Raw genomic sequence first — 14,674 nt, 5'->3', positions numbered from 1 at the left:
CCGGCGGCAACGGCGGGATGTGAAGGCGAATGGGGGCGTCGCAGGCGCTTGCTGATATACTCAGGGAAAATAAAAACGCCAGGAACCCTGCATAACGCCATGACAAATAACGTTTCATCCGCACCCATTGCCCACCGCCCGCTGATCCTGATCGCCTGCATGTTGGCGATGTTCATGTCGGCGATTGAAGCCACCATCGTCGCCACCGCCATGCCGACCATCATTGGCGATCTCGGCGGCTTCTCGCTGCTGGGGTGGGTGTTCGCGGTCTATTTGCTGGCGCAGGCGATCACCATCCCCATCTATGGCCGGTTGGCGGATCTCTACGGCCGCAAACGGGTATTTTTCTTCGGTGCCACGTTGTTCTTGTTGGGCTCGGTGCTGTGCGGCTTCGCCCCCGACATGTATTGGCTGATCGGCTTCCGTTTATTGCAGGGGCTGGGCGCCGGCGCCATCATGCCGATCGCCTCCACCATCATCGGCGACATCTACAGCGCCACCGAGCGGCCGAAGGTGATGGGCTACCTGTCGAGCGTGTGGGGCGTGTCGGCGATCATCGGCCCGCTGCTGGGCGCGTTTATCGTGCAGCATCTGCCGTGGGCGCTGGTGTTCTGGGTCAACCTGCCGATCGGCCTGCTGGCGATGTTCTTCCTCTGGCGTTATCTGCCGGTGCATCAGCAGCGGCGGCGGCACGCGCTGGATCTGGCGGGCACCGCCTGGCTGACGCTGTTCGTTTCGGCGCTGCTGCTGGCGCTGCTGCAGATGGAAAGCCTGGGATGGTGGGTGGTGCCGCTTCTCGCGCTGGCGGCGGCGTCGCTGGCGCTGCTTGTCCGCCAGGAACGGCGCGCGGTCGAACCGCTGTTCCCGCTGGCGCTGTGGCAGAGCCGGGTGATCGTCGCCGGTAACATTGGCGGGCTGGTGATCGGCGCGGCGATGATGGGCATCAGCGCCTTCCTGCCCACCTTCATTCAGGGCGTGATGGGCGGCTCGCCGCTGGAGGCGGGCACCACGCTGGCGCTGATGTCGATCGGTTGGCCGCTGGCCAGCACGCTGAGCGGCCGTTTGATGCTGATGACCTCGTATCGCGCCACGGCGCTGCTGGGGGCGCTGCTGTTGGTGGCGGGCGGCCTGATCCTGCTGATGCTGCAGCCGAACGGCGGCCTGCTGTGGGGCCGGGTGGCGGCGTTTATGGTCGGCGCCGGCATGGGGCTGTGCAACACCACGTTTTTAGTGTCGGTGCAGAACGCGGCGCATTACAGCATTCGCGGCATCGCCACCGCCTGTACGGTGTTTACCCGTATGGTGGGGTCGGCCATCGGCACCGCCATTCTGGGCGCCACGCTGAACCTCAACCTGCAGTGGCGTTTGCCGGAGATTGACGATCCGGTGCAGCGGCTGATGGAGCCGGCGGTGCGGCAGAGCATGGGGAGCGAAGCGCTGGCGCAGCTGACCCAGCAGGTGGCGGCTTCGCTGCATTGGGTGTTCCTGGTGTCGGCGTTGGTGTCGCTGCTGGCGCTGGCGGCGGCGATGCTGATCCCGGCGCGTTGTCGGCCGCAGGGCGAAGAGGAAGAAGCGGAGCAGGCGTAAGGGAAAAAGAAAGGGCGCCGCTGAGCGCCCTGGGTAGCCGATGCGGCTTACTGCGTGTTGGAGGTGTCCTGGCTGGTGCCGGTCTGCGCTGCGTCACCGCGGTCGTCGCCGTTGTTCAGGCGGGTATAGACGATCTTCTGGGTGTCGTTTTCGCAGTGGCCGACCACTTGCCCGCCAGCCTGATCGGCCTGATCGTTAGGCACGATCTCCAGTTTGAAGCCGGACTCCGGAACGCCGTTATTGACGATTTTTTGCGAAATGTCCGCTTTCACGCTTTCGCAGGAGGCCAGGGCCGCCAACGGCGTGCCAGCCAGCAACACCGCGGCTAATATCAGCGTTTTTTTCATCACGTCATCCTTTTAGACAATGGACTTCCTGTAACAGGATAGCAGTAACGGCGGCCGGGTTTCACGTTTACCCGCCCGCCGCAGGCGGATTAAGGATTAATCCGACGCCCGGTCTGGCGATCCAGGCATTTGCGGGTGTCCGGTTCCCAGTAGGCGTTGACATTGTTGCTGTCGTTGCAGCGATCTTCGTCATCCGCCGCGCGATCGGCCTTGTCGAACTCTTTCTCGACGCGAGTGTTAACCTTGTGGCGCAGGGTTTTGGTATCATTCCACTGCTCTTTGCTCTGGCGCGCTTCTTCGGTGCTCATCGCGCCGCTGCCTTTGCCATCGACGGTGACGCAGGTGCTGCCCTGAGTGCAGGTGGCGGCCAGCGCAGGCGCCTGCCAGGCGCCCATGACGGCCAGCATGGCGACCGGCAGCATCCCGCGTAGCAGTCGTTGGGTCGAAAATGTTTTCATCGTTTCATCCTTATGAGTGAGTGCGCCTGATGATGGCGGCACTGGCGTTACCTCGCCCGCAGGCGTGGTGACAAATATACCACTGCGTTCCTGGAATTCACCAGCCAAGCGCCGATTCGTTTAATTTACCGAGAGAAAACTGCGACCGATGTTAAAAACCACGCTGCTGTTTTTCGCCACTGCGCTCGCCGAAATTATCGGCTGTTTCCTGCCTTATCTCTGGCTCAAGAAGCAGGGCAGCGCCTGGCTATTGCTGCCGGCGGCATTGAGCCTGATGCTGTTTGTCTGGCTGTTGACGCTGCATCCGGCGGCCAGCGGGCGGGTCTATGCGGCCTACGGCGGCGTGTATGTGGCGACGGCGCTGCTGTGGCTGCGGGTGGTGGACGGGGTGAAGCTGTCTGCGCTGGACTGGGTGGGCGCCGGGGTGGCGCTGGCGGGTATGCTGATCATCGTTTCCGGCTGGCGCGCGGCCTGAGGAAACAGGGCGGGAGTCGCCCCCCGCCGTTGGAGATCAGGTGCCGCGGTGGATGTTCAGCCCGGCGAAGGATTGGCTGACCGGCATCATTTCCAGCGTGTTGATGTTGACGCGCGCCGGCAGCGTCGCGACCCAGAACACCGACTCGGCGATGTCTTCCGGCGTTAGCGCATCGGCGCCTTCGTAGGTTTTGTTGACCTTGCCGTCATCGCCCTTGAAGCGCACGTTGGAGAATTCGGTGCCGCCCACCAGGCCTGGCTCGATATCGGTCACGCGGATGCGCGTGCCGTGCAGATCGGCGCGCAGGCCCAGGCTAAACTGTTTGACGAACGCCTTGGTGGCGCCGTACACGTTGCCGCCGGCATAGGGCCAGTTGGCGGCGGTGGAGCCGATGTTGATCACATGGCCGAGGTTGCGCTCGACCATGGCCGGCAGCAGTGCGCGCGTCATGTTCACCAACCCCTTGGCGTTGGTGTCGATCATGGTTTCCCAGTCATCGGCGTTGGCCTTGTGCGCCGGTTCCAGCCCCAGCGCCAGCCCGGCGTTGTTCACCAGCACGTCAATCTGACGCAGCTCGGCCGGCAGTGCCTCGATCGCCTGCTGAATGGCGGCGCGGTTGCGCACGTCGAGCCGCACGATGTGCAGCGCTTCGCCTAACTCATCCCGCAGCTCTTCGAGACGCTCAAGGCGGCGCCCGGCGGCGATCACCTGATGGCCTTCACGGATAAAACGGCGTGCGATGGCCTCGCCGAAACCGGAGGTGGCGCCGGTAACAAAAATAATCATGTTGCTGTTCCTCAACTGTTTTTACCCTACATGCCTCTATCATTAGCACAAACCCGCAGGCAGTGGCAGCGGTTATCGCGGCGCAGAGAAAAAAAGCCAAGCCGGGCCGTGGCCCGGTGTGGATCAATGCTGAGGCGGCAAGTGATACACCACGGCGTCATACTTGATGCGTTCGCAGCGGCCGGCCAGCACGCCGCCCAGCGACTCGGCCAGGCGGCGGCTGGCGGTATTCTGTTCGGCCACCGGGTAGAGAAAGTGCGGCGGCTGAAAGCGCTCGCTGGCCCAGCGCGCGATGCCATGCACGATTTCGCGGCCGTAGCCCTGGCCGTGCAGGCCCTCTTTTACCCAGATGCCCAGCTCCGGGGTGTGGCTGCGCAGGTTATGCGCGCCGCCGACGCCGACGAACTGCCGGTCTTCACGCCGGCGGGCGACGAAGATCACTTCTTCACCTTCGCGCATCAGCGGCAGCCAGCCTTGCCAGACGTTGGCGAAATCTTCCGGCGACGCCTCCGGCTCAAAGGTCATAAAGCGCGTCAGAGTGGGGGTGATCGCCTGGTAAACATCGTCGGCGTCTGCTGCGGTAAAGGGGGCAATCAACAAACGGTCGGTGTCCACGCGGCACTGAGAAAGGTCATTATGATTCATCTTATTTTCCCTCGCTTTTCAGGCCAGAACGGCAAAAAATCGCGCCCATAAATCAGGGCGGATCGTCGATATTACGCGCATTGGCGGCAGAAGCGACTTATTTTTCGTCGCTTGGGCAAGATGGAAAGAACGGGTTTGGTGACAATGTCACGCTATAAGTGAGACGGCGAGCGCGACGAGGTGCGCCCGCCGCCGGGGATCAGAACTTCACCGAGCCTTGCAGATAGATCGTGCGCGGCTGGCCGACGTACAGACCTTTGTTATTGTCGTCATAGGCGCGGGTGAAATACTCGTGGTTGAACAGGTTTTTCACGCCGACGCCCAGATTCAGGCCGGCCATGTCCGGGCCGAAATCATAGGCGGCGCGCAGGCCCCACAGCATATAGCCGGGAATGCGGCCGGTGCTGCCGTCGGCGCTTTCCGCCACGGTGTTGGCGTTGTCGGCGAACTGGCGGGATTGGAATTCGCCGTTAAGGTTAAACGCCCAGTTGCCCGGCGTGTAGTCCAGCCCCAGCGTGCCTTTATGCTTCGGCGAGAACGGCACCTGATTGCCCTTGTAGCCGCCGTCTTCGCGGATGGTGGCGCTGACGTAGGCGTAGCTGGCGTAGGCGGTCAGGTCGTCCAGTTTCGGCGTCAGCTGCGACAGATCGTAACGCAGGCTGCCTTCCAGCCCGGCGTGGCGGGTTTTGCCGCGCGCGGTCACGCTGTCGGTCACCTGATTGGAGTCGTACTGGTTGTTGAAGTTGATCAGGAATAGCCCGATTTCGCCGGTCAGCGCATCGCCGGCGTAGCGGGTGCCCAGCTCCCAGGTGCGCGCTTTCTCGGGTTCAATCTTGCCGCTGTCGACCGCTTTGCCCATCTGGCTGTACTGTACGGTGCCGAAGGAGCCTTCGGTGTTGGCGTACAGGTTCCAGTATTCGTTCAGGTGATACATCACGTTCAACGCCGGCAGCGGCGCGTTATAGCTGACGTCGAGGCGGTTGTTCTTGATGTAGTTGTTCTGATACGACTTGATGTACTCGTAGCGCATGCCCGGCGTGATGGTCCAGTCGCCGATGTCGATGCGATCGTCGATATAGAAGGCGTGCGCCTCGGTGCCGGACTGGGTATCGCGATCGTACGGGCTGGCGCTGGACGGCAGCCGGCCGGTGCTGGCCTTGCTGGTGTAGCGCAGCTCGTGGGTGGATTCGCTGACGTAGCGGTAGCCGACGCCCACCTCATGGGCCGAATCTCCCCAGCGGAAGCTCTGGCTGTAGCGCGGTTCCACGCCGCGCACCCAATATTCGCGCGGCGACAGCGTCAGGTTTTTGCCCTGATCCAGATAGCCGCTGCGCAGGGTGTAGGTGTAGAAGCTCTGCACGTCGAACTTGTGCTGCTGATCCGGCTGATACTGATAGCCGAAGTTCGCCAGCTGGCGCCGGCCCCAGAACTTGTCGTACGGGCGCGTCGACTGGAACGGGTTGGCGTTGTAGTCCGCCCGGCTCAGGCCGCCCGGCATGTCCGCTTCGCCTTCGTAGTATTGCAGCAGGCTGTTGAAGGTGTGCACCTCGTTCGGGGCGTAACGGCTTTTCAGCATCACGTCGTCGATCTTGGTCGCGCTGTGTTCGCGCCAGTCGCTGCCGCGGGTACCGGAGTAGAGCAGCGCCGCGCCGAGGCCGTTGTCGGCGGTGCCGCCGATCATCAGGTTACCGGTGCCTTTCGGGTGATCCTGGCGCGAGGTCGGGCTGAGCTGCCCCTGCATGCCGGCCTCCATGCCGAAGGTTTTCGGGATGGCACGGGTGACGAAGTTAACCACGCCGCCGACGCTCTGTGGCCCGTAGCGCACCGCGCCGCCGCCGCGCACCACGTCAATCGCATCCATATTGCCGAGCGAGACCGGCGCCAGCGACAGCTGCGGTTGGCCGTAAGGAGCGAAGGGCACCGGGATGCCGTCCATCAGCACGGTGGAGCGGCTGGCGAGGCGTGGGTTGAGGCCGCGAATGCCGAAGTTCAGCGCCATATCATGGCTGCCGGTGCCGTTGTTCTCCGGCGCCACCACGCCCGGCACGCGGTTCAACGCTTCGCGCACGGTGGTGGTGCCGGTTTTGGCGAATTCTTCGCGGCGCACCACGTCGCGCGCGCCGGGATGTTCGAACACGTCTACCTGACGGCCTTCCGCCAGCCAGTCACCGACCACGGTGATGTCTTCTTCCTTCTGCGGCTGCGGCAGTTTGGCCAGCGTGTAACCGTGGTTGCCGAGCGCTTTAGCCTGCAGGCCGCTGCCGGCCAGCAGGGCGTTCAGGCCGTCATCGACGCCGTAGCTGCCGCTCAGGCCCGGCGAACGCTTACCGGCGGTCAGCGTGCCGTCTACCGAGAGCGCGATGCCGGCGCGAGCGGCGAACGCGTTCAGCGCGCCGTCCAGTTCACCGGCCGGAATGTGATAGGTTGCAGCGGCGCTGGCGGCGCTCGCCGTCAGCGGTGCGGCGAAGGCCAGGCCAATGGCCACGGCCAGCGGCGTGGCCCGTTTTCCCCAAAGTGAAGCCGGCGCTCCCTTTCCCCAAGCGTTGTTCATACCTTCTCCTGAATCATTTTTTATTTATTGCTGCAGTGTTTTCCTGGGAGTCGGATGAGCGAAGCAAAAGGGACAATCAAGAATGCGATTTTTTATCATTTTCATTTAAAAAGATTCAGGCGGGGACGATTTGCAGCCAATAGCGGGTAAAGCTCTGCAGGCGCACCGGCAGCGTCTGGCTGAGCAGGGCGAGGGCGCGATCGGTATCGCTGAGCGGGAAACTGCCGCTGACGCGCAGGCCGGCGACGGCCGGATCGCAGCTCAGGTGGCCGCGCCGGTAGCGCGCCAGCTCGGCGATCACCCGGTCCAGCCGCCACTGGCTGACGCTCAGCACGCCGTGCAGCCAGCCGTCCTCCGCCGCAGCCGGGTGCTTGTCGCTGAAGGCCGTGGCGCTGAAGCCGATCTGTTCTCCGGCCTCCACCCGGCGCGTTTGCCGCGCGTCCTGCGCCAGCTGCGCTTCGACCGCATGCTCCAGCACCGTCAGGCGCGTCTCGCCGCCGCTTTCGCGCACCAAAAAGCGGGTGCCGAGCGCGCGCATCGCGCCCTGTGGGCTTTGCACCCACAGCGGCCGGGGGTCGCGTCCGGTAACCAGGCTGATTTCCCCGGCGTGCAAGCGGATCAGCCGTTGCCGATCGTCGTAATGCACGTCTACCGCGCTGGCGGTGTTCAGCACCAGCTGGGTGCCGTCGCTTAACACAATCGGTTTGATCTCGCCGGTGGCGGTGCGGTAGTCGGCGCGCAGCTCCCGGCCGAGCGGCGACTGGAAGACGAAGCCGCCGCCGCCCACGCCGAGCAACAGCAGCAGGCTCTTCAACAGAGTGCGGCGATCGATCGCCGCCTGGCGGCCGGCGCGGTCGAGAGCGCGGTAGCTGAACTTGCCCGGCACGCCCTGCAGCTGGCTCTGCAACGCTTCGACGCGCTGCCAGGCCCAGCGGTGATCGTCGTGTTGCTGGTGCCAGACTTGCCACTGTTGGCGCTGGCGGTCGGTGACGTGCTCATCGCACAGCAGGGCGTACCAGTGTGCGGCCATTTTCAGCGCCTGGCGCTGCTCGGGGGTGATGGCGTTGCTCATGAGAAAACGTCGTTTTCCAGGCTGAACAGCAGGCAATGCTCAGTGGCCTTGGCCATGTATTTTTTCACCGAGCTGACCGACACGCCGAGCCGCACGGCGATCTCCGCATAGCCCAGGCCTTCGAGCTGCGACAGCAGGAAGGCCTGCTTCACTTTCGGCCCCAGGCCGTCGAGCATGGCGTCGATCTGCTGCAGGTTTTCCAGCAGGCTCTGGCGCTGCTCCGGCGACGGGGCATAGCCCGCCGGGATCAGCGCCAGCATCTCCAGATAGGCGCGCTCCAGCGTTCTGCGGCGGAACAGATCGACCATCACCCGTTTGGCGACGGTGACCAGAAAATCTTTCGGCTCGCGCAGGGTCGCTGCGGCGTCGTTTTTCAGCAGGCGCATGAAAGTGTCCTGCGCCACATCGTCCGCGTCGAAAGCGCAGCCCAGCCGCCTGCGCAGCCATCCCTGCAACCAGGCGTGATGGGTAGCGTAAAGGCGCGACAGCGCGGTGTGCGGGGCAGAAGCGGTGGCGGACATGGTTTTCGCATTGCTGGTCAAAAAGATGCGCGGATGATAATTGAGAATGGTTATCGTTTCAAGTTTGTCGGGTGGCCTGCGGAATAGGGCAGGCCCCTTTGTATCGCGTTGAAATAACCGCTACGGACGCGAAAATATCCGCTTGCCCAGTAAAGGTGCAGCGGCGCGGCGTTATTCCGGCAAGCAAACGGTTGCTATTGGTCTGCCGTTGAAGACCGCCGCGCGTTTTATTCTTTTTCATCAGTTGGTTTTCTTTGATTAAATTAATATATCTATGTTTTTAAATGAAAATTTATTTTATGGCCGCCTGTTGGCACACGGCTTGCTATGCTTAACCCGGTCTTTGAGTTTGGGTAATAAAGGCATTGTTTCATCAGCGAAGATTATTACGCGGGTGAGCTTGGCCGGTCGTCACAAGGAAGAAAATAATGGCACTGCAATTCACCACGGCTATTCGTGGCAATTTTTTTGATATCACCGCCTGCGTGGAGGAACCGCAACAGCTCGACGAATGCCTGCGGCACATTCCCGACGGTTTGTTGCTGCTCAACGAGGGCACCATCGTCTGGTTCGGCAGCTGGCAGCAGGGTGCGGCGCTGTTGCCACCGGGCTTTGCGGTCACGGAGTATCGCGACAAACCGATCGTGCCGGGATTTATCGACACCCATATCCACTACCCGCAAACCGAAATGATTGGTGCCTATGGCGACCAACTGCTGGGGTGGTTAAACAATTATACCTTCCCGACCGAAAGCCGTTACGGCTGCGAACGGCACGCCGACGAGATGTCGGCCTTCTTTCTGCGGGAGTTGCTGAGCAACGGCACCACCACCGCGCTGGTGTTCGGCAGCGTGCATCCGCAGTCGGTCGATGCGCTGTTCAGCCAGGCGCAAACGCTGAATATGCGCTTGATCGCCGGTAAGGTGATGATGGATCGCCATGCGCCGCAGGCGCTGCTGGAGACGCCGGAGCAGAGTTACCGCCAGACGCGCGCGCTGATCGAGCGCTGGCACGGCAAAGGCCGCCTCGGCTACGCCATCACGCCGCGCTTTGCGCCGACCAGTTCGCCGGCGCTGCTGGCACAGGTGCAGCGGCTGCGCGAAGAATTCCCCGACGTTTGGCTGCAAACGCACCTGAGCGAGAATCCGCAGGAAGTGGCCTGGGTAAAAGCGCTGTTCCCGCAGAGCCAAAGCTATCTGGACGTTTACCACCGCTACGGCATGACCGGCGGCAAAAGCGTGTTCGCCCACTGCCTGCACCTGGAGGAGCAGGAGTGGGACTGCCTGTGCGAGACCCGCTCGGCGATCGCGTTTTGCCCCACCTCCAACCTGTTCCTCGGCAGCGGGCTGTTCGACCTGCAGCAGGCCTGGCGTAAGCGGGTGAAGCTCGGCATCGGCACCGACGTGGGGGCCGGCACCACCTTCAATATGCTGCGCACGCTGGGCGAGGCGTACAAGGTCGGCCAGTTGCAACATTACCGGCTCTCCGCCGTAGAAGCGTTCTATCACGCCACCCTGGGCGGCGCCCGCGCGCTGGCGCTGGACGACAAAATCGGCAACTTCAACGTCGGCAAAGAGGCGGATTTCGTGGTGCTCGATCCGGCAGTCACGCCGCTGCAGCAGCTACGCTACGCCAACAGCGCCACGTCGGCGGAACAAGGGTTCGTGCTGATGACGCTGGGGGACGATCGCAATATTTATCGCACCTATGTAGACGGCAAGGTGGTTTATCAGGCGCCGCGTTGACGCAGCCGCGCCTGTAGCCAAACGCTGAGCGGCACGACGGCGATCGCGCTCAGCGCGCACAGCCATAACAGGCGTTGCAGGCTAAACGGGGTGAGGCCGCTGCTCAGCAACGCGGAGGAGAGCAGGAAGGCCGCCGTGGCGCTCAGGTGTATCAGGGCGGTTTGCAGTACGCCGAAGGCGGCGCGCTGCCGATCGTCCGGCCAGCGCATGCTCAGGGAGGAGATCGCCACCAGCCGCGCATAGGCCGCCGCGAGAAACGCGACCATGAACAGCTCGCCGCGATCGCCGCCGCGCGCCGCCAGCCATAGGCTGCCCAGCAGCAGCAGCGTGGCGCCCACCGTCAGCGTCACGGCGCCAAAGCGTTGCAGCCAGCGGCCCGCCAGCACGGTCGCCAGATAGCCGGCCACGCCGCCGATGAGAAACAGCCAAGGCAAATGCGCGTCTGCCGCCTGTAACCGCTGGGTGAGCAGCGGCGCCAGCACCGGGATCAGCAGCATCGGGCTGAACTGCGTCAGGCCGGCGGCGGCGGCGAACAGCAACAACCGGCGATCGAGCGCGACGGGCGTGGCAGCCCGTGGCTGCGGCGCATCCCTGGGAACGAACAGCGCGACCAAGACGGCCGCCAGCAGACACAGCCCGCCGATAGTCACCAGCGCGGCGCGCCAGCTCGCTACTTCGCACAGGTACAGCATGCCCGGCATGCCGACGATGCTCACCAACGAAAAGGACGCGATCACCGTCGCCAACATTCTGCCGTGCAGCGCGGCTGGTGCGGCGTTGAGCAGCAAGCCGATCCCGACGCCCATCGTGGTGCCGCCCAACAGCCCGGCCAACAGCCGCAGTGCCAGCAGCCAGTAAAACTGCTGGGTTGTAGCGATCAATAAGGTGGTCACGCCCAGCAGCGTGACGTTGAGCAGCAGAAAGCGCCGCTTCTCAACGCCGCCGATCCAGAAAAACGCGCCGATGCCGGAAATCACCGCGGCCAGCGTATAGGCCGCGCTGACATAGCCGGCGAAGCTGACGGGCACGGAAAAATCGGCGGCCATGTAGAGGAATATCGGGTTGAATACCATGTATTCCAGGGCATTGGTGAACTGAATAAAGGCGATGACCAGCGCTATCGCCGTCAGCTTTCTCGTGGGTGTCATAAGCATCTATCGGTTGCAGAGTCAGGCCGGCAGTGTAGCGCTTGGCGTTGATCGGGATTAGATGGTAGAAATGGCATGGTTTGTTATCAAATCAGGGATAATCATGCGCGATAAATTGGATTTAAACCTGTTACGCATTTTCGTGGCGGTGGTGGAACAGGGGAGTTTCGTCGGGGCGGCGCGGGCGCTGGCGATGCCGACCTCCAACGTCAGCCGCTATATCTCTCAGCTGGAGCGCCAGCTCGAGCAGCGATTGCTCGAACGCAGCACTCGCTCGATGCGGCTGACGCCGAACGGCCAGCTGTTGCATGAACGCACCCAGCCGCTGTTGGCGTCGCTGGAACATACCGCGCAAACCCTCAGCGAGCGGCAGCAACAGCTGCGCGGGCCGCTGCGCCTGTGCGTGCCCAATGAAGTGGGGCCATACCTGTTGGGCGAGCCGCTGGCGGCGTTCGCCCAGCAGCATCCGCAGATCGAAATCAGCTGCGTGACCAACCTGGCTGGCATGACGTCGCTGCTCGACGATGTCGATCTGGCGGTGATGATTAGCCGGGGCATGCTGGACGATAGCGACTATGTGGCGCAGCCGCTGGCGTCTTTCCCTTGTATCGTGGTGGCCGCTCCGGCGTTGCTGGCGCAGTGGCCGCCGTCGTCGGCGATTGAACAATTCACGCAATTGCCCTGCATCAGCACGGTAGATGCGCTGAAGGGGATGCCGTGGCAGTTTATCCGCCCGGACGGAACCTTCGTTACCGTCCCGGTCAATGCGCGCTATCGCGTCAACAGTGGAGAGATGGCGCTGAAGGCGGCCTTGGCCGGCGTGGGGTTCGCCATGCTTTCCGAACTTGGCTGCCGGCCGTTTCTGGCCGACGGCGGTTTGGTTGAGGTGCCGCTGGCACTGCCGCCGGCGCCGTTGCAGCTGTATGCCGTTTACCCCGGCCGCCGCTATCTGCCGGCCAAAACGCGCGCGTTGCTGACGTTCCTGATACAGCAGGTTGGCGAGACGGTTAACTGCTAATCACTTGTTTTTGCTCAAACTGCCAACTGCGCCTAAGCTAGGAGGTGACTCAGAGGGAGCGATTCCCCGAGACCTTATTCCGTGAACATGGAGGAGTTTCGATTTGATGCGTTTATCCACATTGGTGCTGGCGATCGGCATGGCGCTGGGCTCGCAGGCACAGGCAGCAGAAACCCAACCTCACGCCGACCATAGCGCGCTGCCCAGCGGTCAGGCGAAGGAGGCTACCGTGACCGGTGAAGCCAATCAGCACGAGAAGCAAAAGACCCAAAATCCATTCTTCTATCAAAGCCGTCTGCCGTTCCAGGCGCCGCCGTTCAACCTGATCAAGGAGAGCGACTACGCGCCGGCGATCGCAGCGGGCATCAAGCAGAAGCGGGAAGAGGTGGAGAAGATCGCCAACAACCCGGCCAAGCCCAACTTCAAAAATACCTTCGTGGCGCTGGAGCAGGCCGGCTCGCTGCTGACACGGGTAATGAACGTGTTCGGCGCCATGACCTCGGCCAACACCAGCGATGCGCTGCAGAAGCTGGATGAAGAGACCTCGCCGAAGCTGGCGGCCCTGAACGACGACATCATGCTCAACGGCAAACTGTTCGCGCGCATCAAGGCCATCTATCAGGATCGCGATGCGCTGAAGCTGGATCCGGAAGCGCGCCGGCTGGTGGAAGTGACCTACAAGAACTTCGAGCTGGCGGGCGCCAACCTGTCGGACGCCGACAAGGCCAAGCTGAAGGCGCTGAACCAGGAAGCGGCGACGCTGAGCACCCAGTTCACCAACAAACTGCTGGCGGCGAGTAAAAACGGCGCGCTGGCGATAACCGACCCGGCGAAGCTGGACGGCCTGTCGGAAGGCGAGCTGGCGGCGGCGGCTCAGGCGGCCGCCGAACGCAAGCTGGAGAAACAGTGGCTGCTGGTGCTGCAAAACACCACGCAACAGCCGTTGTTGCAGAGCCTGAAAGATCGCGATACCCGCAAAGCGCTGTTCGACGCCTCCTGGGCGCGCGCGGAGAAGGGCGACGGCAACGATACCCGCCAGACCATTTCCCGTCTGGCCAAGGTGCGCGCCGAGCAGGCCAGGCTGCTGGGTTACCCGAACTACGCCGCCTGGAAACTGCAAAACCAGATGGCCAAGACGCCGGATGCCGCGCTGAGCTTTATGCGCAACATCGTGCCGGCGGCCACTGCGCGCGCCGAGCGTGAAGCCAAAGACATTCAGGCGGTGATCGACCAGCAGAAAGGCGACTTCAAGGTGCAGGCCTGGGACTGGCAGTTCTACGCCGAACAGGTGCGCAAGGCCAGGTACGATCTGGACGAGTCGCAGATCAAGCCTTACTTCGAGCTGAACAACGTGCTGAACAACGGCGTGTTCTACGCCGCCAACCTGCTGTACGGCATCAGCTTCAAAGAGCGCAAGGACATTCCGGTCTATCAAGCGGACGTCAAGGTGTATGAAGTGTTCGACAAGGACGGCAAATCGCTGGCGCTGTTCTACACCGACTACTTCAAGCGCGACAACAAGGGCGGCGGCGCCTGGATGAGCAACTTCGTCGATCAGTCGAAGCTCAACGGCACCAAACCGGTGATCTACAACGTCGCCAACTTCACCAAACCGGCGCTGGGCCAGCCGGCGCTGCTGTCGTATGACGACGTGATCACGATGTTCCACGAGTTCGGCCACGCGCTGCACGGCATGTTCGCCGATCAGGAATACCCGAGCCTGTCGGGCACCAACACCGCGCGCGATTTCGTCGAGTTCCCGTCGCAGTTCAACGAGCACTGGGTCCGCGATCCGAAAGTGTTCGGCCACTTCGCCAAGCATTACCAGACCGGCGAGGCGATGCCGCAGGAACTGGTCGACAAGATCAAGAAGGCCGACAAGTTCAACAAGGGCTACAGCATGACCGAACTGCTGTCCGCTGCGCTGCTGGACATGCACTGGCACATGCTCACGGCCGACCAGCCGCAGCAGGACGTGGACAAGTTCGAGGCCGAATCGCTGCAAAAAGACAAGATCGATCTCAGCTACGTGCCGCCGCGCTACCGCTCCAGCTATTTCCAGCACATCTGGGGTAATGGCTACGCCGCGGGCTACTACGCCTATCTGTGGACGCAGATGCTGGCGGACGACGCCTTCCAGTGGTTCACCGAACACGGTGGCCTGACCGCCGAAAACGGCCAGCGCTTCCGCGACATGATCCTGTCGCGCGGCAACAGCCAGGATCTGGAGAAGCTGTACATCGACTGGCGCGGCAAAGCGCCGAGCATCGAACCGATGCTGATCAACCGCGGGCTGAAGGACGAGTAAGTTCGGCCATTCC

Annotated in this window: 14 protein-coding genes; 5 read left to right on the top strand and 9 right to left on the bottom strand. The window is 62.7% G+C overall.

Annotated features, from left to right (window positions below):
- Positions 1-99: 99 nt before the first annotated feature.
- The gene (locus M6G53_RS01610; protein ID WP_253328472.1) at positions 100-1,587 is read left to right on the top strand and encodes an MDR family MFS transporter; all 1,488 of its coding nucleotides are present in this window, start codon (positions 100-102) and stop codon (positions 1,585-1,587) included.
- 47 nt (positions 1,588-1,634) lie between these two features.
- On the opposite strand, the gene M6G53_RS01605 is transcribed toward M6G53_RS01610, so the two are convergent.
- Together M6G53_RS01605 and M6G53_RS01600 are read right to left on the bottom strand one after the other, a co-directional pair.
- Positions 1,635-1,934: a DUF1161 domain-containing protein gene (locus M6G53_RS01605; RefSeq protein WP_253328471.1), complete on the bottom strand. Its 300-nt coding sequence runs from the start codon at positions 1,932-1,934 to the stop codon at positions 1,635-1,637.
- An 89-nt stretch (positions 1,935-2,023) separates the two neighbouring features.
- The gene (locus tag M6G53_RS01600; RefSeq protein ID WP_019455910.1) at positions 2,024-2,392 is read right to left on the bottom strand and encodes a DUF1283 family protein; all 369 of its coding nucleotides are present in this window, start codon (positions 2,390-2,392) and stop codon (positions 2,024-2,026) included.
- Between the two features lie 148 nt (positions 2,393-2,540).
- On the opposite strand from M6G53_RS01600, the gene M6G53_RS01595 reads away from it, so the two are divergent.
- Positions 2,541-2,867: a YnfA family protein gene (locus M6G53_RS01595; protein WP_004938563.1), complete on the top strand. Its 327-nt coding sequence runs from the start codon at positions 2,541-2,543 to the stop codon at positions 2,865-2,867.
- Between the two features lie 36 nt (positions 2,868-2,903).
- Here M6G53_RS01595 and ydfG read toward each other — a convergent pair whose 3' ends face one another.
- The 6 genes from ydfG to M6G53_RS01565 all read right to left on the bottom strand — a co-directional run bounded on the left by ydfG (position 2,904) and on the right by M6G53_RS01565 (position 8,683).
- Positions 2,904-3,653 carry a bifunctional NADP-dependent 3-hydroxy acid dehydrogenase/3-hydroxypropionate dehydrogenase YdfG gene (ydfG, locus tag M6G53_RS01590; RefSeq protein WP_253328470.1) on the bottom strand — a complete coding sequence of 250 codons (750 nt, stop codon included), beginning with the start codon at positions 3,651-3,653 and terminating at the stop codon, positions 2,904-2,906.
- Between the two features lie 123 nt (positions 3,654-3,776).
- The gene (locus M6G53_RS01585) at positions 3,777-4,298 is read right to left on the bottom strand and encodes a GNAT family N-acetyltransferase (protein WP_253328469.1); all 522 of its coding nucleotides are present in this window, start codon (positions 4,296-4,298) and stop codon (positions 3,777-3,779) included.
- 199 nt (positions 4,299-4,497) lie between these two features.
- Positions 4,498-6,849: a TonB-dependent Fe(3+) dicitrate receptor FecA gene (gene fecA, locus M6G53_RS01580; protein ID WP_253328468.1), complete on the bottom strand. Its 2,352-nt coding sequence runs from the start codon at positions 6,847-6,849 to the stop codon at positions 4,498-4,500.
- Between the two features lie 115 nt (positions 6,850-6,964).
- Positions 6,965-7,921 (bottom strand): ferric citrate uptake sigma factor regulator FecR, encoded by a 957-nt coding sequence (fecR, locus tag M6G53_RS01575; RefSeq protein ID WP_253328467.1) that lies wholly within the window; start codon positions 7,919-7,921, stop codon positions 6,965-6,967.
- A complete protein-coding gene (fecI, locus tag M6G53_RS01570) occupies positions 7,918-8,442 on the bottom strand; it encodes a ferric citrate uptake sigma factor FecI (RefSeq protein ID WP_253328466.1) in 525 nt (174 codons plus the stop codon). The genes fecR and fecI overlap by 4 nt, the downstream gene beginning before the upstream one ends.
- Positions 8,443-8,500: 58 nt before the next feature.
- Positions 8,501-8,683 carry a hypothetical protein gene (locus M6G53_RS01565; protein WP_253328465.1) on the bottom strand — a complete coding sequence of 61 codons (183 nt, stop codon included), beginning with the start codon at positions 8,681-8,683 and terminating at the stop codon, positions 8,501-8,503.
- A 187-nt stretch (positions 8,684-8,870) separates the two neighbouring features.
- Between M6G53_RS01565 and guaD the strand changes: the two genes are divergently transcribed.
- Complete coding sequence (gene guaD, locus M6G53_RS01560) at positions 8,871-10,187, top strand: guanine deaminase (protein WP_253328464.1); 1,317 nt, start codon at positions 8,871-8,873, stop codon at positions 10,185-10,187.
- On the opposite strand, the gene M6G53_RS01555 is transcribed toward guaD, so the two are convergent.
- Positions 10,172-11,335, bottom strand: a complete 1,164-nt coding sequence (locus tag M6G53_RS01555) for an MFS transporter (RefSeq protein WP_253328463.1) — start codon at positions 11,333-11,335, stop codon at positions 10,172-10,174. The two genes, guaD and M6G53_RS01555, sit on opposite strands and share 16 nt — an antisense overlap.
- A 103-nt stretch (positions 11,336-11,438) precedes the next feature.
- On the opposite strand from M6G53_RS01555, the gene M6G53_RS01550 reads away from it, so the two are divergent.
- Positions 11,439-12,353 (top strand): LysR family transcriptional regulator, encoded by a 915-nt coding sequence (locus tag M6G53_RS01550; RefSeq protein ID WP_253328462.1) that lies wholly within the window; start codon positions 11,439-11,441, stop codon positions 12,351-12,353.
- Between the two features lie 106 nt (positions 12,354-12,459).
- Positions 12,460-14,661, top strand: coding sequence for a peptidyl-dipeptidase Dcp (gene dcp, locus M6G53_RS01545; protein ID WP_253328461.1), 2,202 nt, complete (start codon positions 12,460-12,462; stop codon positions 14,659-14,661).
- The last annotated feature ends 13 nt before the right edge of the window (positions 14,662-14,674 follow it).

The sequence above is a fragment of the Serratia nevei genome (assembly GCF_024160145.1).
Lineage (GTDB): Bacteria > Pseudomonadota > Gammaproteobacteria > Enterobacterales > Enterobacteriaceae > Serratia > Serratia nevei_A.
The sequence above is the reverse complement of the archived record's forward strand: the minus strand, read 5'-3'. Positions and strand labels throughout refer to the sequence as shown.

Coding starts and splice junctions, on each gene's coding strand:
- ydfG (WP_253328470.1), bottom strand. CDS start 3,653: ATGATTATTTTTGTTACCGGCGCCACCTCCGGTTTCGGCGAGGCCATC.
- fecA (WP_253328468.1), bottom strand. CDS start 6,849: ATGAACAACGCTTGGGGAAAGGGAGCGCCGGCTTCACTTTGGGGAAAA.
- M6G53_RS01555 (WP_253328463.1), bottom strand. CDS start 11,335: ATGACACCCACGAGAAAGCTGACGGCGATAGCGCTGGTCATCGCCTTT.
- fecR (WP_253328467.1), bottom strand. CDS start 7,921: ATGAGCAACGCCATCACCCCCGAGCAGCGCCAGGCGCTGAAAATGGCC.
- fecI (WP_253328466.1), bottom strand. CDS start 8,442: ATGTCCGCCACCGCTTCTGCCCCGCACACCGCGCTGTCGCGCCTTTAC.
- M6G53_RS01585 (WP_253328469.1), bottom strand. CDS start 4,298: ATGAATCATAATGACCTTTCTCAGTGCCGCGTGGACACCGACCGTTTG.
- M6G53_RS01605 (WP_253328471.1), bottom strand. CDS start 1,934: ATGAAAAAAACGCTGATATTAGCCGCGGTGTTGCTGGCTGGCACGCCG.
- M6G53_RS01610 (WP_253328472.1), top strand. CDS start 100: ATGACAAATAACGTTTCATCCGCACCCATTGCCCACCGCCCGCTGATC.
- M6G53_RS01550 (WP_253328462.1), top strand. CDS start 11,439: ATGCGCGATAAATTGGATTTAAACCTGTTACGCATTTTCGTGGCGGTG.
- M6G53_RS01595 (WP_004938563.1), top strand. CDS start 2,541: ATGTTAAAAACCACGCTGCTGTTTTTCGCCACTGCGCTCGCCGAAATT.
- guaD (WP_253328464.1), top strand. CDS start 8,871: ATGGCACTGCAATTCACCACGGCTATTCGTGGCAATTTTTTTGATATC.
- M6G53_RS01565 (WP_253328465.1), bottom strand. CDS start 8,683: ATGAAAAAGAATAAAACGCGCGGCGGTCTTCAACGGCAGACCAATAGC.
- M6G53_RS01600 (WP_019455910.1), bottom strand. CDS start 2,392: ATGAAAACATTTTCGACCCAACGACTGCTACGCGGGATGCTGCCGGTC.
- dcp (WP_253328461.1), top strand. CDS start 12,460: ATGCGTTTATCCACATTGGTGCTGGCGATCGGCATGGCGCTGGGCTCG.